Here is an 18,568-nt window from a genome sequence, read left to right on the forward strand (position 1 = left end):
ATTTTTCATAAAGAATAAATTTCTAAAAAATTACAGAAGGTATACATAACGAACTAAAGAGGTGAGAACGGTGCCTAAAATTATGTCAACTGGATTTTGTATACCTCCATATGAGCTAAAGCAATCGGATACAGCACAGTTTGCAAAGGATCTATTTGCCGAGTCATTTCGAGATATTAATCGTTTGTTAACGGTATTTGAAAATGGTCAGATTGAAACAAGGCATTTTGCCAAAGGAATGGATTGGTTTCAAGAAGACCACACGTTTGAAGAGAAAAATAATGCATTTATTGAGTCTGCAATTGAACTTGGCGTAAAAGCTGTTGAAAATTGCTTAACAAATTCAGCTTATCTCTCAGACAATATTCCCTATGAAGAAATTGATACAATCTTTTACATCTCCACTAGTGGGCTTGCAACACCGAGCATTGAAGCAAGAATTATGAACGAGCTTCCCTTTTCCCCTCACACGAAGCGTATTCCAATTTGGGGTCTAGGCTGTGCAGGAGGAGCTTCAGGTGTGTCAAGAGCACATGAGTATTGCTTAGCGTTTCCGAAAGCAAAGGTACTTGTGCTTTCCATTGAACTTTGTAGCCTGACGTTTCAGCGTAATGATCGTTCAAAAAGCAATTTAATTGGTACATCTTTATTTGCTGACGGAGTAGCAGCTGCTTTAATTGCAGGAGATGAAGCAGACATAAGCGCTTCACAATTGGACACGCTGCCATCAACGTTACATACTCAGTCTACTTTAATGCCAGACTCTAAGGATGTTATGGGTTGGGATATTCGAAACAACGGTTTATATGTTATTTTTTCAAAAGACATTCCTACAATTATTGATTCTTGGTTAGGAGATCAAGTTCAGACATTCCTGGCGAGTCATGGTCTAACTACGCAAGACTTGCGACATTTTGTGGCGCATCCTGGGGGGAAGAAGGTGTTAGAAGCTTATCTATCTACGCTTTCGCTTGAAAGCTCAATGATTGACCATTCACTTCATGTGTTAAAGCATCATGGAAACATGTCATCAGCAACTGTCTTATACGTATTGGATCGGTTTATGAAAGAGAAAATTCCAAGTGGAGAATACGGCGTGTTAACTGCGCTTGGGCCAGGATTTAGCTCAGAGCTCGTCTTACTTCAATGGAGGGAATAACATGCTTATTGATGTCATTTTTGCATTGATTATTTTACAACGTTTAGGAGAACTTGTAATTGCGAAGCGCAATGAAGCCTGGATGAAACAAAACGGTGGATATGAAGCGGGAAAAGATCATTACAAATGGATGGTAGCCATGCATGTTGCTTTTTTTGTGGCGTTGTTTGTAGAAATCCAGCTTATAGACTATCCATTTTCATCGCCTTTTTGGGTATTTGCGGCTTTATTTTTAATGGTGCAGCTGGGAAGAGTATGGGCTATCACCTCATTAGGGAAGTATTGGAATACTAAAATTATTGTAATGCCAAAAGCTCCCGTTGTATTAAAGGGCCCTTACAAATACATTAAGCACCCAAACTATACGGTTGTCACGCTAGAGTTTCTTCTAATTCCGTTTTTATTTCAAGCGTATCTAACGCTTATAGTGTTCAGTTTATTAAACATGTGGATGCTATCAGTTCGGATTGTAAAAGAAGAAGAAGCGCTGAAGTTACATACAGACTATGAGGTAGCCATGGATGGAAAGCTACGTTTTATGCCACAGTTAAAAAAATCAGAAAACTAATTGAAAATGATTATCTTTCGTGATAGACTGTAAGTAGCTGATAAAGATTATCAATTTCATCAATAAGAAACGGTGGTGGACATAATGGTTAGTCTTTTTGTAATTGGAGCGTTCGTAACGTGTACGGGTATGGCAACGTATGTCATGAAAAACATTGAAAAAGCGCAGCGTGTATAATTTTTTGAATATAAATAAACGTAAAACTGCCAATGGTTTGGCAGTTTTTTTTGCTTTTTTGCATAAGTAAACGGAAGTGGAAAATTCAGTTTTTTATAGGAAAACGCTTTAAAATCAAGTAAAATAAAAAGAGGAATAAGTAGCAGAAATGGAGTAAGTGCACGATTGTAAGTGCCTAACAAAAGGAGTCGAAAGTGATGTCTCAAGTAAGCGTTCAGCATCAAAGGTATAAAACTTTACAATCCTCTCTTTATCATTTACATGAGGCTTTTATAAATGCTGGAGATGAAAAGCAAGCGGAAAAAATTATTCAGTTATTAAGAAAACAAGAAAAAGAAGAGTTTGTTATTGCGTTTTGTGGTCATTTTTCAGCAGGGAAATCAAGTATGATTAATGAACTCATGGGCCAAACAATTTTGCCCGCAAGTCCAATTCCGACAAGTGCTAATTTGGTGTCTGTTAAGGCTGGCGAGGAGCATGCAACCGTTTATTATCGAAAAGAAAAGCCAGTACGTTATGAAGCACCATATGAGTATGAACAAATTAAATCGTTTTGTGTTGATGGTGATGAAGTAGAGTCCATTCATCTCTCGATTGAAACGGAAGCAATTCCACAAGGAATTGTTGTAATGGATACGCCTGGAATTGATTCAACAGATGATGCTCACCGTGTGTCAACAGAGTCTGCTCTTCATCTTGCGGACGTTATTTTTTACGTGATGGATTACAATCATGTACAGGCAGAGCTTAATTTTCATTTTACAAAAGAGCTACAGGATGCCAATAAAGAGCTGTTCTTAATTATTAACCAAGTTGATAAGCATCGAGATGATCAGCTTACTTTCCAAGAGTTTAAGGAATCTGTAGAAGAGGCGTTTTTAAAATGGAATGTACGACCAAAAGGGATTTTTTATACATCTTTAAAAGATAAGCAATATCCTTATAACGAATTGGCTGTTTTAAAGAAGCATTTGCACACGATGATGGAGAAAAAAGAAAATCGCGGTCAACATATTATGGATTCCATGAAAATGGTAGTAGAAGATCACATGCAGTTTGCAGAAAGCACTGAAGAAGAGAGCCTTCTTGAATATGATGATATTCGTTCACAGCTTCGTCCAAATGAATATCAAAATGCAAAAGAAGAAGCGGCTGAGCTTATAGCGAAGCGAGAAATGATTTTACATAAACGCACAGCGTTTTATACGACGTATCAAAACGAAACAGCTAAAATTATGAACAATGCGAATTTAGCTCCCTATGAGATGCGAGAGAAAGCAAAGGCATTCTTAGAAACAACCAAGCCAGATTTTAAAGTGGGCGTATGGTTTACAAAAAAGAAAACAGAAGAAGAAAAAAAAGAGCGGCTAACGGTTTTTTATGAAGATTTGAAAGAGCGTGTTCAAACAGAGCTACAGTGGCACTTGCAGCAGTACATGCAGCAGCTCATTCAAGATGAAGAGCTCGTAGATTCTTCTCTGTTGGCTAGCGTTCAGCAGTTTGAAGTACCGTTTGAGCCACATGACTTAGTGGATGCTGTGAAAACAGGAGCAACCATTAATGGTGAATATGTCCTTACCTATACAAAGGATGTAGTAGATGCAATTAAGAAAAATACCAATCGTATTCTTTCCGAACTGTATACTCAAATTGAACAAGTAAAGAAAGAAGAAGAAGAACGAATACTCCAAAACATTGAACAGTCGTTAGCTACGGAGCAACGAATTATTGAGGGCTACGAACGAGTTCAAAAATCTACTCAGCATCTTCAAACCTTGCGGCAAGATTTAAAACAAAAGCTAAATATCTTAAGGCCTCTTGAACCTTTGGAAATGGTGAAGCTGTTAGACTTATTACAAGAAGAAATCGAAGTGGGAACAATGGTTGAGGTAAAAGCAGCTCCTATTACAGTCACATCAGAACAAAATGTTGCTGTAGAGGAAGAAGTTCAGTCAAAAACAAAGGTCGATGCGGTTATTCGAGATATTGATGAGTCGACAAAGGTGCTTTCTACATTCAAACAGCTTGAAAAGGTTGTTGGTCGCTTAAAGGAAAAGCGTCATAAGCTTGCAAACCAAACGTTCACAGTGGCACTATTTGGAGCTTTTAGCGCTGGAAAGTCGTCTTTTGCCAATGCGTTAATTGGTGAAAAAGTACTGCCTGTTTCACCGAATCCTACAACGGCGACGATTAACAAAATTATGCCTCCTACAAAGGACTACCCTCATCGAACAGTCGTAGTTCTGATGAAAACGATGGATCAGCTATTAGCTGATATTAACAGTTCCTTGGAACTGTTTAAATATACTATTGCAAACGTAGAAGAGCTAAACGAATTATTGCCAAAATTAACTGTAAAAGAAGAAAACCAGCTGCATTTCTCATTTCTACAGGCAGTGATAAAAGGCTATGAGGATGTTAAGGACGTAATGGGGTCTGAAGTAAACGTTACGATTAAAGAATTTGAAGCGTACGTAGCTAAGGAAGAGAAGGCCTGCTTTGTCCAGCATATTAACCTATATTATGACTGTGAGTTGACTCAGCTAGGAATTACGCTTGTCGATACGCCAGGGGCCGACTCTATCAATGCTCGCCATACGGGCGTTGCGTTTGAATATATTAAAAATGCTGATGCTATCTTGTTTGTTACGTACTATAATCATGCGTTTTCAAAAGCAGATCGTGAATTTTTAATTCAGCTTGGTCGTGTAAAAGATGTATTTACACTAGACAAAATGTTCTTTTTACTGAATGCAGCTGATTTAGCTCAATCTGATGAAGAGCTAGGTCTTGTACAAAATTATGTAAAAACACAGCTTGAAGAGTATGGTATTCGCTTTCCACGCCTCTATCCAATTTCAAGCTTGCAGGCGCTAGCAAATCGAGAAGATAAAATGTTTAAGGCTTTCCAAAAACCATTTTATCACTTCATTACAGATGAGCTAACTCAGCTAGCAGTTGCGTCTGTATACGAAGAGCTTAATCAAGCACTTGCCGTCACGAATGAAATTAAAGATGTTCAAACAAAGTCTGCGGTTGAAAAGCAGCGCTATTTGCAATCTCTTCATATTAAGGATCAACAAATTTCTGCTAAGGTTTCAGAAATGACATTTACGTATGAAGAGCAGCAGCTCGAAAGGGAAAGCAATGAGCTTCTCTTCTATGTGAAAAAGCGTGTCTTGCAACGCTATGATGATTTCTTTAAGGAATCGTTTAACCCGGCAACGCTTAGAGATGATAAAGGAAATAAGAAAGAACAGTTGGCTGCATGTCTTGACCAGCTTTTACAAGCAGTTGCATTTGATGTCACCCAAGAAATTCAAGCCACAACGCTGCGTTTAGAAACATTTATTCAACGCTTAACAAAAGAGTGGAATCAAACGAATATGAGGCAGCTGCAGCGCTACGAACCAACATTCCACCCTGCTCTTCCGGATATTAATGTGGAAAGCGGCAGCACTCTGGTTAGTCGCTGTTCGTTTGAAAACCTTGAACTATTCCAGAAGGATTTGGCTCTTTATAAAAACAGCAAAAGCTTTTTTGAGAAAAATGAAAAAGCTAAAATGCATGAAGGATTAAAAGCTAAAATTGAGCCGCTGCTTGATGATTATGTGTGCAGTGAGCAAATAAAGCTACAAAATCATTACAATGAACAAATTCACATGTTTGTTTTAACGTATAAACCGACGCTTTTAGAAGAATGGTATGATTATTATAAGCAGCTTCAAACAGCGGTTAATGCAGATTTTCCAATTGAAGCGCTAAATCATACAATTGATACGCTAAATGTCATCGTCGTAGCTCATCAAAATGAAAGGACATAAGATGAACGATAATATCGAAGAACTGTTGGATTCAATTGAGAAAAAGCATGATATCACGATTTTGTTTGCGTGTGAAGCAGGAAGCCGGGCGTATGAATTACATACGCCTTCTAGTGATTATGATGTACGATTTATTTATAAATATGAGTCCGCACGCTACCTTGAGTTACATCGACCTAAAGACGTTATTACAAGCATAGATAAAAACTATGATCTTCAAGGGTGGGACGTTTATAAAGCACTGCATCTCTTTACAAAATCGAATCCTTCTCTTTATGAATGGATACACTCATCGGTTTGCTATCGTAATGTGAAAGGGTTTCGTGAAAAGATTTGTTTTATGATGAAGGAACAGTATTCGCTAAAAGCGCTAGGGTTTCATTATTTTAAACTTTTGCATCAAAATAGTAAAAGAAATCTGACATCTTCTGTTACAATAGAGGATATAAAAGTTGTTCTTCATATGGCTAGGGCATACATGGCATTAACCGTTTTAATTCAGGGTAGGGAATTACCGCCTACGTCGTTTTTTAAGCTTGTTAACGGCTTTAAAGCTGATCCTTTAGCGCAGGTGATTACAAAGCTTAGCGGTGCTAAAAAACAAGTCGTACACATAACAAGTAGTGAGATAAAGGAAATAAAAGCTTTGCTTGAAAAAAAGCTCCCTCATTTTAAAAACGAACTTGTTAATTTGCCGGATAAAGACGCTAGCCTCGAAGACATTAACCTATTCTTAGCACAACAGCTTACATAATGGAGGAACAAAAATGAGCGTACACAAAGCAATATCAGAACATTCAAAGAAACAGCATGAACTTGTTAAAGCATTTGTCAGACTAGATACAATGCGTGAGCAAGCAATTGAAGCAACGGTGCTTTTATGTAAAGAAGGCCAAGAATTTTCAACGGATACGATTAACGCTGTGACGGCTCAAATTAATGAGCTTGCAAAAAATAATGGAATTGTACCAACACGTCAATTTGTAACGAAAGAAATGGTCGAAGAATACGTTCAACGCTTAAATAATTAAACAAATGAAAGCCGCCTTCTAATGGCGGCTTTCGCTTGTTTATTGAATTGAAAACAAGAGGGAAATTGCCCATTAGCTCCCGGTGTTACCTTATTTTTCGCAGTGTTTGATTTCAAAACAAATCCATACTAATGAATGTACCAACGAGGTACAAACAAAGGAGGAGATTGTAATGGGACGTACAAAATCAGGTAATGCAAATGCACAACGTAATAACAATGCAAAACAAAAACATAACACAGAGTTTGCTTCTGAGTTCAAAGCTAACCAAGCTCAAAAAGCGAAAGCTGCTAAAAAAGCAAACGGTGCACATGCTGAAGAATTTGCATCTGAATTTAATGTACAACAAAATCAAAACAATTCTTCTAACCAAAAGCTTAAAGTTTCTAAAATTTCTAAAAAAAACCAATATAACCAAGAATTTGGTTCTTATGCTGAAGTAGAATCAGCAAAGATGAATAATAAAGCACAAAAGAAAGCTTCTAAGAAAAACAATCACTAAGTCATAGTGAGCGTCGAAAATGCCAGAAACATTCATGATGCGAGTGAATGTTTCCGGCATTTTCTTTTTTACACAATAGTAAAAGAGGTGAGCATGTTGAACAAAGGTATTGGCTTGTCACTTTCTTCAATATTGTTGGCACAAGCATTAAAAATTCCCATTAAAAAATATCAAACAGGTGTATGGGACGTATCAATGATTGGAGCATCGGGAGGAATGCCTAGCTCTCACTCTGCCGGGGTCTCTTCTTTGGCTACCTATGTAGGTTTAACCAAAGGCGTTTCTAGCATTGAATTTGGGATTGCAACCGTGTTTGGAATTATTGTTATGTATGATGCACAAGGGATTCGTAGACAAACTGGTGAAATTACCATTAAGGTAAATACGTTAGATGAAGAAATTGAAAAGTTAGCCGGGCTTCCTGATAAAGGCTTTCATGACTTAACTGAACAAAAGCTAAAAGAGATGCTAGGGCATCAGCCGGCAGAAGTACTTGCAGGTGCTCTCCTAGGTGTAACCATAGGATTAGTTGGCTATTTGTTTGGTGAAAAATAATGGTCAAATTTTTATAAATACGCTAAGATAAAGAAGGAACCTTTATAAAGGATGGGATCGGATCGTGACAAAAATGGTAAACTCCTTAGAAGAATACCTTCTTTATCTTGAGGAAAAAGGCTTTTCTTTAAAAGAAGATGCAAAGGGCTTTATTGCATTTGGTCAGCAATATACAAAAATGCCGGATGAAATGGTTATTTTCTCCATTGAATGGACCTTAAAAATGCAAAAGGAATTCGATGGTAGCTTTTTTGTTGCGCTGCTAGAGCAACTTGCCGCACAAAAGGTGAAGACGAGAAAACAGGCAATGCAAGTATTAAAACAGACCGGAATGATTTGAAGCAGGAGCTTATAGTCCTGCTTCTTTTTGATGAATAGCTTCTCTAGCAAGTTGATCAGCTCCGCTATTCTCGCTGCTTGGAACCCACTTAATAAAAAATAAATCTATTTGTTTGGAGAGCGTTAGGGCTTTTTCGAGGAGAGGAAGAAAAGCTTTATTTTTTACATATTCTCTGTTCATAGCCGCATCTACAATTTGCGAATCTGTTCGAAAAGAAACCATCGTATACTGTTTTTCTAAACAAAGTTCTAAAGCTTTTATTAAGGCGTAGAATTCAGCTTCATGATTACTCATCACTTGTAAGGGAATAGAGTAGCGGTGGTGCTCCCCGTTACCTTTTATAATAATTCCAGCACCAGATGGCCCAGGATTTCCTGCAGAGGCGCCGTCGATATATACTTCTATCATTGTTATCACTCCATTATATAGCGTAGTCAGTCAGATAAGTTGCAATTAAATTAACTCTATTGTACCATAAAAAAATTTAGTGCTAACTACAGTAAAATCACGATAATAATTGTCATGAAAAGACAGGATGAGTGATAAAATACAAAAAAGTAGAAAAGTTTACGTGCGGTATTTAAAAATTGCCGATGAAAGGAACTGGAAAGATGAAATTTCAAATTGAATGGCACTATAAATCATCCAAACAAAAGCAACTGACGTTTTACTCTGATTTCACAGATGCAAACGAAGCGTTTATCATTATAGGGGATTTGGAACGAACTGGACGCGCAAAGGAAATTTATTTGATTAGTGAAGATGGACAACGTTGGACTGTAAAAGAAGCCAAAAAATTATTTGAAGAAATTCAAACGGAACCTCATGACATCACGGTATATTTTGATGGGGGCTTTCACCACGACATGCAGGTCGCAGGTCTCGGTGCTGTTATTTACTTTACACAAAATGGATTTCCTCAGCGGATTCGAGTTAACACGCAGCTTGAACAGATTGAATCGAATAATGAATCGGAATACGCGGCTTTTTATTTTGCGGTACAGCAGCTAGAAGAAATGGGAGTTCATCACATCCAAGTGACGTTTAAAGGAGATTCGCAAGTTGTATTAAATCAGCTAGCAGGTGAATGGCCTTGCTTTGAAGAAACCTTTAATAAATATTTAGATCGCATTGAAGATAAGCTACAAGAATTAGGAATTAAACCAATTTATGAACCGATTTCACGCAAAGATAATGAAGAAGCAGATCAGCTTGCAACACAAGCCTTACAAGGAGTTACGATAGCTAGCCGAAAACGAATATAGGTACTAATTGAAATGGAGAGATGCAGCATGGAAAGAAAGCAAGTATTAGAAGAGGTAACAGAGCTTTTAGATTACTATTGCAATGACTGCTTTGTTAAAAAAACGTTTAATAAAGAGCGCGGAAAAACGTATGCCCAATCGTTTTGTATTAATGAGTGTACGGTAGGGGAGAAAATTAAAAATTACGGAGAGCTATTAACTAAAAAGTAGTTCTGTATAATTTTTTTCGTCTTGCTTTATCCTATCTACAGGAGGTGTTTTCCGAATGGATAACTTTTCAAAGCAAGACGTAACAACAGGTTATAATGATTTGCAACAAGCTCAAGTCTCTATTCAATCGGCGCAAAAAATGATTGGAACTGCAACGATGAGCATGAGTCCACAGCAGCTTAGTGAAGCAACAGAAGCTCTAGCAAACGCGCGCACAGAATTAGAAGCGGCACAGGCAAACGCAACGGGCGTAGACGAAGAGTTTCTTCAAAAGTGCATGGCGGATTTAAAAGCTTGTGAGCAGCAGTTAACTGAGGCAAAGCAATAAGGTTGTAACAGAGGAAGAGCACTCTTTTCATCGTAAAGTGACCGCGATAAAAAGAGTGCTTTTTTCACTGATATACATAATGATTTAAATATCTGTAATATTATGGATGTATTTACTAATCTTTGTTTTAGAGGTATAATGAAAATAGATATCGAAAAATTCTGTTTATTATCAGGTTAATTGTCGATAAGGAGTGAGAGCTGTGTACCGTACACAAGTGAAAGGAAATGAAATTATCGTTTTGTTTTCAACGACAGAAGCATCCAAAAAAAGGACTGATATTGAAAGAGAAAAAATCTATAAGCGCGTTCTTCATTTGGATGAAAAACTGCTTACATTTCATAATGGTACGAGCTTTACAATTGGAGATCCGCTAGGTTTGATTGTCGCTCATGTTAAGAAGAGTGAGTTAACGACAATTTACATTGAACATATTATTGATAAACAATTTATGTATCATGATGATGTGATTTAAAAAGGTGAGACGAATTCGTCTCACCTTTTGCTATTAAATAAACATACCTGCGATTGCTGCGCTTAATAAGTTAGCTAATGTACCAGCAAGAATAGCACGGAATCCTAAACGTGCGATTTCTGGGCGACGGCTTGGAGCCATGTTTCCTAAACCACCTAATAAAATAGCAAGTGAAGATAGGTTAGCAAACCCACATAGTGCAAAGCTGACAACAGCGACCGTTTTATCAGAAAGCTGATCAATCTGTGGAGCAAAAGAAGAGTACGCTACAAATTCATTCAACACAAACTTTTGTCCGATGAAACCAGCAGCTTGTACGGCCTCACTCCAAGGGACACCAATAACAAACGCAATCGGTGCAAACACAAACCCTAAAATGGTGTCAAGCGTAAAGTTTTCAAGATTGAAAAGGCTTCCAATTCCAGACAAAAGTCCATTTAACAATGCAATCAGTGCGATGAATGCAAGTAGCATTGCTCCTACGTTTAATGCAAGCTTTAACCCGTCAGATGCTCCGCGAGCAGCTGCATCAATCACATTAACCGTATCTTTATCTTTTTCCATTGCAATGCCTTCAGCTGTTGACGTCTTTTCTGTTTCTGGAATGATCATTTTGGCCATAATTAATCCGGCTGGAGCAGCCATAAAGCTTGCTGCTAATAAATATTCGATTGGTACACCTAAAGCTGCATATCCAAATAATACTGAACCAGCAACTGATGCTAGACCACCCGTCATAACGGCAAAAAGCTCTGATCTTGTCATTTTTGGCAAGTATGGTCGAATAACTAACGGTGCTTCCGTTTGACCAACGAAAATATTCGCTGCGGCAGATAAAGATTCCGTTTGGCTTGTTCCTAGTAGTTTGGCTAATCCGCCACCAAGGAACTTAATAATAATCTGCATGATTCCTAGATGATATAGAACCGCAATTAAAGAAGAGAAGAAGATAATTAACGTTAATACATTAAATGCAAAGATAAACCCAGTAGGCTGACTTGCATCCGACAGTGTACCAAACAAGAAGGAAATCCCTTCATTTGCATAGTTTACAACGTTTTGGACAGCAGTTGTTACTTTTTCTAAAGCTGCTCGGCCAACGTTCCATTTTAAGACGATAAATCCAAATAGAACTTGAATGGCTAAGCCGACTAATATCGTACGAGGTTTGATTGCGTTTTTATTACTGGATAATAAAAACGCTACCAAAAAGATAAATGCAATACCTAATAGACCCCAAAGGAAATTCATATTCTCCACCTTTTCTTTATGTTTTTAGCAAGTTGTCGTCAGACTTCTAACGTCTTACGACAACTTAAATATAATAGTTTTTATCGAAAAATGAAAGAGGTTTTTGAGTTTTTCCTCTTTTATCTTGTCCGAACTTTGATAATTTATGAATAAAAAATGAGTGATTAATCTTTTAAAAAGGTTTGATACACAAGGGATGGTTAAATCATAGGATTGTGATTTATGCATGAATAGGAAATGATAAAATAGCAAAAAAATATAGATATGCATTGTTTGGCAAATGCTTAAAATTGTTTAGCATCACGCTACCTGGAGGCTGCTATGGAAAGTAGAAAAAAAATGGACTTGCTTGCGCTTGCATCGGTTCCGCTTATTATGACACTGGGGAACTCCATGCTCATACCTGTTTTGCCAGTCATTGAAAAGCAGTTGAAAATCAGTTCTATGCAGGTCTCAATGATTATTACCGTGTACTCAATATTTGCTATTTTTTTGATTCCAATTGCTGGCTATTTATCAGATCGCTTTGGACGAAAAAAAGTCATCATTCCCAGTCTAATTTTAGCAGGGATAGGTGGAGCAATTACGGGGTGGGCTTCATGGCAAATGGATAGCCCGTTTTGGATTATTCTAATTGGGCGAGCCGTTCAGGGGATTGGTTCAGCCGGTGCCATGCCAGTAGTGATTCCTTGTGTAGGGGATATGTTTGAGGACGAACAGGAAGTAACGAAAGGGTTAGGGTTAATTGAAACGGCTAACACGTTTGGTAAAGTATTAAGCCCCATTTTAGGTTCATTCTTAGCCTCTTTTATTTGGTTTTTACCGTTTTGGTTTATTCCTATTCTTTGTTTATTGTCCATCTTACTTGTTCTCTTTTTGGTGAAAACTCCTAAGTCAGGATCATCTGATACAAAGAAACAAAACATTAAAGATTTCATTAAAAATGTGAAGGGTACTCTTCATAAGAATATTCGCTGGCTGTTAGCTATTTTTATTTTAGGTGCTATTATCATGCTTGTTTTATTTGGAATGCTCTTTTATTTATCAACAATTCTAGAAGAGAGATACGACATTATCAATACAAAAAAAGGCTTTGTTATGGCCATTCCATTGCTTGCACTATCCATTGCCTCTTATGTTGCTGGAAAGAAAATTGGTCAGAATAAAGTTGTGATGAAATGGTGTTCATTCTTTGGATTTCTTCTATTAACTTGCTCTTTTCCCATCTTATTCTTTAATACCTCGATCGTCATGATTATCATAACGCTTGTAATTGGCGGTATCGGAATAGGTGTTGCTCTCCCAAGTCTAGATGCTTTAATTACGGAAGGTATTGAGAAAGAAGAGCGAGGTACAATTACGTCAATATACAGTTCCATGCGCTTTGTTGGAGTTGCTGCCGGACCCCCATTGTATACATTGTTAATGAAATGGTCAGATATGGCTGTTTTCCAAATGTCTTTATTTGTTAGTGCAATTGGGGCTATCATTGTCCTTAAGGCAATCAAACCAACAGATGAAGCCGTGAAGGTTAAAAAAGCTGAGGTTTAATTTTATTTTAGAGATAGATGTTTGTCCCTCACAACTTGTATTACTGTGCCATATACTATGAATGAAAAGATGAATCAGTGAAATGAGGGACAAAGAAGATGGCATTGCAAATTATGAAAATTTTAGCTTCTGCTACAACAGTTGCAACCGTAAGCCCCGTTAATACAAAGTTATTCTACGTTACGACTGCACAAACGGATGGAGGAGGCACGCTAACAATCGATGCTGCTGACTTTTTTTTAGATGATGGCTCAGCAGCAACGACACTTCCTGCACTAGAAAGCAACAATAGCTATTATCAAGTGTACATCAATGGTTTATTACAGATGGAAGGGTTATTGACTTACACACCTGGTGCTACGGGCGTAGGCTCAGTAGCAGTTGATGTACCAATAGGCGGATCAATTTTAACAGGAACTCCTGTTATTGTAGAGGTTGTTAACTTTACACCGGCTTCCTCAACAACCGTTACAACATAATGAAGCGATACGAAAGAAGCAAAGCTACATTTTTGCTTCTTTTTATTATGGAATTTAAGCTAAATAAATTGTAATAAACTGGAGTAAAATTAATGTGTTCTCGGAAGGGACATCTGTCGACAAAAGTTCAAGTATACCTTCATCCACTTTGTAAATTGCAGGAGGTTGAAGCATTCCGTTTACAAATAAATTAGTATAGGAAACCGAATCAGGGCTCAATATGCCGCTGTTTCCGTAGCCTGGCAATTGGTCTTTATTTGTAAAGATGCGCTGTTGTCCATCTGCTCTGGCATAATAATAACCTATATTTGTTTTGGCGATTTTTAAAGGTGGCAAAGAGAACTTGGTTGAAAGCTTTATCGAACGTGTCGTCCAGTCAGTAACTTGTTTAGCTCTTATTGAATGAGAATTTTTATTGTTTTTTTTCATAGTTATACACCTCGCTTTTTACGCGTTCTTCTTATATTAAATCTGCTTTTTATACAATATTAATTTTCTGATAAAAAGTCCCTAATATTAGATAGTTTATGGTGTTAATTACCTTGTTAATAAATAATTGTCTAACAGTAGAAACGTTGATATGATAAGAGTTAAGTGACCATTAGAGCTGTTAAAAGATGTGGTTGCGGAATAGATGAGGTGGCTAGAATGATGAAGATTACAGTAAAAGAATTGAAAAATTATGTAGAAGAGCATCGGATTGTTGATGGACTTCAATCTGTGCGCTTAGAATTAGAACAGCTTGAAAAGGCACCCTCACACCTTACTCTAAGGAAAAAGCTTGCTGAGTTTCAATCGAGCGATGATTTATACGAGCTCATTCGTCTATTAGATGACGGGTTAATGTATCGATATAGTAGCGTGGTTACTCGATACGCTTATCGCCATTTTGGCACATTTCAAATGGCTGTCTTTTTATATGATGAATTTGTTCGTGAAGGAAAGACGCTACAAGCAAAGCGAGAATTGGATTTATTATTAAAAACTACAGATTTAAATACAGTTACACCAAAACAAATTGAAATGGCTTACTTCCTAATGGTACGTATTCTGTTAGAAATTAAGCGGTTTGATGAAGCGAAAGAATGGATGCAAAAAGTCGAGCAATACAACGAAACCGAAATGTTTGATAAATGGGGCTATTTTTATATTCAAACGGGCGAATGGGAAAAAGCAGAATATTATTTAAGCGAGGGTATCGGTGAAAATAAAAAATCTGATATGTGTTTTTTATTTTTGGCGGACCTATACGCTGCAAAAGGTGAGCATGATAAAGCTTTACATACGATTAATGAAGCTTTGGGCATGTATCCTCAGCTACCTGCATTATATATGGAGAAAGTTAGAAAACTAAAAGATTTACAGTGCTATGAGGAGCTTCTTGAGGCTGTTAATGACTTGGAACAAATACTCATTACAAAAGAGTATCATTCTTATTTTACACAGCTCAAAGCAGAAGCCTATTTTTATTTAAAAAATGCAAGCAAGCTACAGGTATTAGTAGAGCAAGAAGAGAGTTTGAAAAATACGCCGTACGCAAAATTAATGAATGATGGACAAGCTGTGAAGTTACCCATTAAACCTATTATTCAAAAAGATAACTACTGCGTTCCGGCAAGCTTAAGCATGATTCTTAGCTTATTTAACCAACCCAAGACACAAGATGAAATTGCTGAACATATTTATAGCCAACTTGGTTCAAAACTTTCAACCGCGGTGGAGTATACGGAAAGTCTAGGCTATAGCTGTCGTTTTTTCACAGGGACTATAGAGACGTATAAGCAACTGCTTCATAACGGTACACCAATACTTGTTAGCGTAGAATTTGAGCATGCTTCACATGTTCAAGTGGTATATGGTTATAATGATCAGCTACAGGCTTTCTATGTGCAGGATCCTAATTTTTTAAATCCTCAGCTGGTTGAGTATAGTGAGTTCGAACGAGCTTACGTAAACTCAGGCTATTTATCAATTGCTATTTGTAAAGAAGAAGCAGGACTTGCGTTTCTTTCAGAGCGTGATCACTATTTTTTTAAAGAATTATATCGCATAACAGAGCTAGTTGAGCAGGATGAAGAGCGTTATATTCAACAGCTAATAGCGCTTCTAGAGTCACATGGAGATATTCCTTTTTCTCCTTTGTTTGGCATTAAGCACATTTTTCGAGAGGATAGTCGTCAAGTTACGTTCGAGTGGTTACACAAACTGCTTACTACGTATCCAAACAATGACTATATTAGGCTACACACAGCTTATGCGTTTTTCCGAACGGGTGAAAAACAAAAAGCAGGTGAGCTCTTGCAACAAGTTAAAGAAAAACGAACGAGTTCATTTTATTATTACTTAAAAGGTAGGATTCATTTTGAAGATGATCAGTATACGCAGGCAATTACGTATTTTCAGCGGTCATTGCAGCTAGATATTGAGCAGCATCTTGTACTGAGCTATTTAGCTCTTGCATATTTCTATAAAGACGATGTTGATTACGCTTTTGAACTGTCTCATACTTCACTAAGCTTTTATGATGAAGAGCCATTTTCAAAAGTTAATCATGCACTGATTTTAAATGACCTCGGAAAGACTCAAGAAGCTCGAACTATTTTCGATGAGTTATTGCGTCATGATCGCACAGACGCATTTCTATGGTATGAACGCGCTAAGTGTGATCAGCGCTTAGAAAAAGGACAAAAAGCTTATCGAGGCTTTATGGTAGCAAAGCATCTGCAGCCTGATATGCTTTACCCGTACATTTCGTTAGCAGATTGGTATCAACATGAAAAAGACGATTCGTTAAAAGCTGAGACTATTTTATGTGAAGGAATTAAGCAAGTCGAAAGCAACGAAACGCTCTCACGTCTTCTTGGAGATCTCTATATTGAAAACAAAGAATATGAAAAAGCAATTCAGCTCTTTGCAAATGCTGATACGCCAATGCTTCAAAATGGCCTTGCTTATGCTTATCTGCAAGCTGGCCGTTTATCGGGAGCTTTAAAGCTGTATGAACAAGCTTTAATAGCTGAAGAGTACGATCAAGATGCTTATTTAGACGCTGGGAATGCGTTGGTACATTTTTGCAAAGAAAACGGCCTTCAAGAGGGGATAGAGGTTGGAATCTCTCTCATTGAAAAAGGTCTTGCTGGCCTAGAGACGGATTTAGATCAAGCTTTAGAATCGTATGTTGGATTTATGAATGATTTTGATCAATTAGAACGAGGAGTTACCTTCTTAAAACAAGAATGGAAAATTAATCCAAAAGAAATTCTTTATGGATGCTATGCTGGCGTACTGTTAGAAGAAGAGAAGCGATATGATGAAGCGATAGCTCTTTATGAAGAGACGCTGAGAGTTGAACCAAATGGCTTTTCATACTATCGATTAGGTGAAGTTTACAAAGAGATGGATTTAGTTGGAAAAGCTAAAGAAGCGTATGAGCTAAGCGTGTATTATGATCGTCGAAACAGCGGTGCGTATGAGAACTTAATACTAATTGCTCAAATGGAAGAAGATGAAGCAGCAGAAAGAGATTACCTATATACCGTACTGCAATTCGATCCATTAGATGTGAATATGGAGCGTTTATCACATTTGTGTAAGACAGAATCCGACTATGCAGAGCTCATTAACTATTTAGAAACCGTTGACACACCTTCACTTCAAGGATGGGTTATGGATAGTTTAGCTTATGTATATGGTGCGAAAGGTGATAAAGACCAAGAGGAAAAGTACTTGTTAAAAGCGCTAGAGATGAGTCCAAATCAACAAGCCGTACAGCACCACTATGCAAATTGGTGTATTCAACAAGGAAATCTTAAAGAAGCGAAGTTGGTTATGCTAACCCTCATTAAAGAAAACGTGGAAGAAGAGCTGTTTTATGCAACGTGGCTGGAATGCTTCCCATCCCGAAAAGAACTTTTGACACTGTCTACTCATTTAAAGAAACTAAATGTCCCAAAGGAAGAAAAGGCATTTATCTATATGAATACAGCGGTCGCACTGCAAGCAGTAGTCGAAGAATTTAATGATGTAGAAGAGGAAAGCGCATTTCTAAAGCGTACGATTAAAAAGTTTAAAGAAAAAGCAACAATGATTGCACTTTTCGGTATGATCATTGAATTACATGAAACGGCTATAAAGCTAGACCGTACAAATGTACAAGCCGTGCATGCGCTAGCAAGTTTTTATGAAGAAAGGCAGATGGAAGACGAAGCTATTGCTTTGTTAGAGAGAAAGTTAAAAGAAACGGAAGACCTTAGTATTGGACATCATTTAATGCATATTATCATCAATCTCGATCATGATGATGAGAGCATAAAAAAAGGCTTATCTTTTCTCGAATTTTTATTAGATATAGAGCCTTACAACTTTGATTTCTTATTATATCAAGCGATTCTACTCGGTGAGCAAGGAAGTGAAGTAGAAGCGGAGGAAAAGTTTAAACAACTTTTAAAGCAGCAAAAATATGATCCCAACGTTTATGCTGGATTAGGAAAGCTATATAATCGAATAGAACGTTATGATGAAGCCATTGGCATTTTCAATGAAGGAATTGAAAATGGCCAAACGAACACCTTGCTGTATGTAGAGCTTGGTATTGCCTATCATTTAACGGGGCAGACACAAGTTGCAGCGGAGCTTATGGCAAAGCGATTAGAGGAAGAAGATGACCTGTTTATTCGCTACAATTTAGCTTGTTACCTAGCGAGTATAGGAGATATAAAACAAGCGGAACAAGAGCTTCACCTTGTATTGGAACAAGATGAAAGCGGCCAGTTTTATGAGATGGCAAAAGGAGACGAAGATCTTCGTTTGCTACGTGTTAAGTAAATAAAAAAAGTGCTTTGCAGCTACATATG

The 18,568-nt window shown here is 37.4% G+C and carries 17 protein-coding genes and 1 pseudogene; 15 read left to right on the top strand and 3 right to left on the bottom strand.

Going from position 1 to position 18,568, the window contains the following annotated elements; all coding sequences use genetic code 11:
* The first annotated feature begins 70 nt into the window (after positions 1 to 70).
* From BFL01S_RS02885 to BFL01S_RS02920, 8 genes and pseudogenes are all read left to right on the top strand, one after another.
* Positions 71 to 1,159 carry a type III polyketide synthase gene (locus BFL01S_RS02885; protein ID WP_061784811.1) on the top strand — a complete coding sequence of 363 codons (1,089 nt, stop codon included), beginning with the start codon at positions 71 to 73 and terminating at the stop codon, positions 1,157 to 1,159.
* Position 1,160: 1 nt separating this feature from the next.
* Positions 1,161 to 1,727, top strand: a complete 567-nt coding sequence (locus BFL01S_RS02890; RefSeq protein ID WP_061784812.1) for an isoprenylcysteine carboxyl methyltransferase family protein — start codon at positions 1,161 to 1,163, stop codon at positions 1,725 to 1,727.
* Between the two features lie 374 nt (positions 1,728 to 2,101).
* Positions 2,102 to 5,728 (top strand): dynamin family protein, encoded by a 3,627-nt coding sequence (locus tag BFL01S_RS02895; RefSeq protein ID WP_061784813.1) that lies wholly within the window; start codon positions 2,102 to 2,104, stop codon positions 5,726 to 5,728.
* Between the two features lies 1 nt (position 5,729).
* On the top strand, positions 5,730 to 6,482 hold the full coding sequence (locus BFL01S_RS02900; protein ID WP_061784814.1) for a DNA polymerase beta superfamily protein: 753 nt from the start codon (positions 5,730 to 5,732) through the stop codon (positions 6,480 to 6,482).
* A gap of 13 nt (positions 6,483 to 6,495) precedes the next feature.
* Positions 6,496 to 6,759, top strand: a complete 264-nt coding sequence (locus BFL01S_RS02905) for a YpbS family protein (RefSeq protein WP_025909382.1) — start codon at positions 6,496 to 6,498, stop codon at positions 6,757 to 6,759.
* Between the two features lie 172 nt (positions 6,760 to 6,931).
* Positions 6,932 to 7,057, top strand: a pseudogene (ypzF, locus tag BFL01S_RS21490) (protein YpzF); the annotation flags it as partial.
* Positions 7,058 to 7,357: 300 nt separating this feature from the next.
* Complete coding sequence (locus BFL01S_RS02915; RefSeq protein ID WP_061784838.1) at positions 7,358 to 7,816, top strand: divergent PAP2 family protein; 459 nt, start codon at positions 7,358 to 7,360, stop codon at positions 7,814 to 7,816.
* Positions 7,817 to 7,889: 73 nt separating this feature from the next.
* Positions 7,890 to 8,156, top strand: a complete 267-nt coding sequence (locus tag BFL01S_RS02920; RefSeq protein ID WP_242529579.1) for a DUF6123 family protein — start codon at positions 7,890 to 7,892, stop codon at positions 8,154 to 8,156.
* Between the two features lie 9 nt (positions 8,157 to 8,165).
* Here the strand turns inward: BFL01S_RS02920 and BFL01S_RS02925 are convergent, their stop codons facing one another.
* On the bottom strand, positions 8,166 to 8,564 hold the full coding sequence (locus BFL01S_RS02925) for an RNase H family protein (RefSeq protein ID WP_025909386.1): 399 nt from the start codon (positions 8,562 to 8,564) through the stop codon (positions 8,166 to 8,168).
* 203 nt (positions 8,565 to 8,767) lie between these two features.
* Between BFL01S_RS02925 and BFL01S_RS02930 the strand changes: the two genes are divergently transcribed.
* The 4 genes from BFL01S_RS02930 (at position 8,768) to BFL01S_RS02945 (ending at position 10,434) form a co-directional block, all read left to right on the top strand.
* The gene (locus BFL01S_RS02930; protein WP_061784817.1) at positions 8,768 to 9,421 is read left to right on the top strand and encodes a ribonuclease H family protein; all 654 of its coding nucleotides are present in this window, start codon (positions 8,768 to 8,770) and stop codon (positions 9,419 to 9,421) included.
* Positions 9,422 to 9,448: 27 nt separating this feature from the next.
* A complete protein-coding gene (locus BFL01S_RS02935; protein ID WP_025908204.1) occupies positions 9,449 to 9,631 on the top strand; it encodes a zinc-finger domain-containing protein in 183 nt (60 codons plus the stop codon).
* Between the two features lie 55 nt (positions 9,632 to 9,686).
* The gene (locus BFL01S_RS02940; RefSeq protein WP_025908203.1) at positions 9,687 to 9,959 is read left to right on the top strand and encodes a DUF2564 family protein; all 273 of its coding nucleotides are present in this window, start codon (positions 9,687 to 9,689) and stop codon (positions 9,957 to 9,959) included.
* Positions 9,960 to 10,161: 202 nt separating this feature from the next.
* Positions 10,162 to 10,434, top strand: coding sequence for a hypothetical protein (locus BFL01S_RS02945; RefSeq protein ID WP_035320105.1), 273 nt, complete (start codon positions 10,162 to 10,164; stop codon positions 10,432 to 10,434).
* 33 nt (positions 10,435 to 10,467) lie between these two features.
* Here BFL01S_RS02945 and BFL01S_RS02950 read toward each other — a convergent pair whose 3' ends face one another.
* Positions 10,468 to 11,685, bottom strand: a complete 1,218-nt coding sequence (locus BFL01S_RS02950; protein WP_025908202.1) for a NupC/NupG family nucleoside CNT transporter — start codon at positions 11,683 to 11,685, stop codon at positions 10,468 to 10,470.
* Positions 11,686 to 12,006: 321 nt separating this feature from the next.
* On the opposite strand from BFL01S_RS02950, the gene bcbE reads away from it, so the two are divergent.
* Positions 12,007 to 13,236, top strand: coding sequence for a bacillibactin exporter BcbE (bcbE, locus tag BFL01S_RS02955; protein ID WP_061784818.1), 1,230 nt, complete (start codon positions 12,007 to 12,009; stop codon positions 13,234 to 13,236).
* Positions 13,237 to 13,334: 98 nt separating this feature from the next.
* On the top strand, positions 13,335 to 13,715 hold the full coding sequence (locus BFL01S_RS02960; RefSeq protein ID WP_061784819.1) for a DUF4183 domain-containing protein: 381 nt from the start codon (positions 13,335 to 13,337) through the stop codon (positions 13,713 to 13,715).
* Positions 13,716 to 13,769: 54 nt separating this feature from the next.
* Here the strand turns inward: BFL01S_RS02960 and BFL01S_RS02965 are convergent, their stop codons facing one another.
* Complete coding sequence (locus BFL01S_RS02965) at positions 13,770 to 14,144, bottom strand: DUF4183 domain-containing protein (protein WP_061784820.1); 375 nt, start codon at positions 14,142 to 14,144, stop codon at positions 13,770 to 13,772.
* 219 nt (positions 14,145 to 14,363) lie between these two features.
* On the opposite strand from BFL01S_RS02965, the gene BFL01S_RS02970 reads away from it, so the two are divergent.
* A complete protein-coding gene (locus tag BFL01S_RS02970; protein ID WP_082802683.1) occupies positions 14,364 to 18,539 on the top strand; it encodes a C39 family peptidase in 4,176 nt (1,391 codons plus the stop codon).
* Positions 18,540 to 18,568 lie beyond the last annotated feature (29 nt).

Source organism: Priestia flexa NBRC 15715 (genome assembly GCF_001591565.1).
Lineage (GTDB): Bacteria > Bacillota > Bacilli > Bacillales > Bacillaceae_H > Priestia > Priestia flexa.

What these genes read in the sequence shown, in the direction of transcription:
- BFL01S_RS02895 (WP_061784813.1), top strand. Translation starts at nt 2,102, where the DNA reads ATGTCTCAAGTAAGCGTTCAGCATCAAAGGTATAAAACTTTACAATCC.
- BFL01S_RS02970 (WP_082802683.1), top strand. Translation starts at nt 14,364, where the DNA reads ATGATGAAGATTACAGTAAAAGAATTGAAAAATTATGTAGAAGAGCAT.
- BFL01S_RS02900 (WP_061784814.1), top strand. Translation starts at nt 5,730, where the DNA reads ATGAACGATAATATCGAAGAACTGTTGGATTCAATTGAGAAAAAGCAT.
- BFL01S_RS02940 (WP_025908203.1), top strand. Translation starts at nt 9,687, where the DNA reads ATGGATAACTTTTCAAAGCAAGACGTAACAACAGGTTATAATGATTTG.
- bcbE (WP_061784818.1), top strand. Translation starts at nt 12,007, where the DNA reads ATGGAAAGTAGAAAAAAAATGGACTTGCTTGCGCTTGCATCGGTTCCG.
- BFL01S_RS02965 (WP_061784820.1), bottom strand. Translation starts at nt 14,144, where the DNA reads ATGAAAAAAAACAATAAAAATTCTCATTCAATAAGAGCTAAACAAGTT.
- BFL01S_RS02935 (WP_025908204.1), top strand. Translation starts at nt 9,449, where the DNA reads ATGGAAAGAAAGCAAGTATTAGAAGAGGTAACAGAGCTTTTAGATTAC.
- BFL01S_RS02930 (WP_061784817.1), top strand. Translation starts at nt 8,768, where the DNA reads ATGAAATTTCAAATTGAATGGCACTATAAATCATCCAAACAAAAGCAA.
- BFL01S_RS02905 (WP_025909382.1), top strand. Translation starts at nt 6,496, where the DNA reads ATGAGCGTACACAAAGCAATATCAGAACATTCAAAGAAACAGCATGAA.
- BFL01S_RS02920 (WP_242529579.1), top strand. Translation starts at nt 7,890, where the DNA reads ATGGTAAACTCCTTAGAAGAATACCTTCTTTATCTTGAGGAAAAAGGC.
- BFL01S_RS02925 (WP_025909386.1), bottom strand. Translation starts at nt 8,564, where the DNA reads ATGATAGAAGTATATATCGACGGCGCCTCTGCAGGAAATCCTGGGCCA.
- BFL01S_RS02890 (WP_061784812.1), top strand. Translation starts at nt 1,161, where the DNA reads ATGCTTATTGATGTCATTTTTGCATTGATTATTTTACAACGTTTAGGA.
- BFL01S_RS02960 (WP_061784819.1), top strand. Translation starts at nt 13,335, where the DNA reads ATGGCATTGCAAATTATGAAAATTTTAGCTTCTGCTACAACAGTTGCA.
- BFL01S_RS02950 (WP_025908202.1), bottom strand. Translation starts at nt 11,685, where the DNA reads ATGAATTTCCTTTGGGGTCTATTAGGTATTGCATTTATCTTTTTGGTA.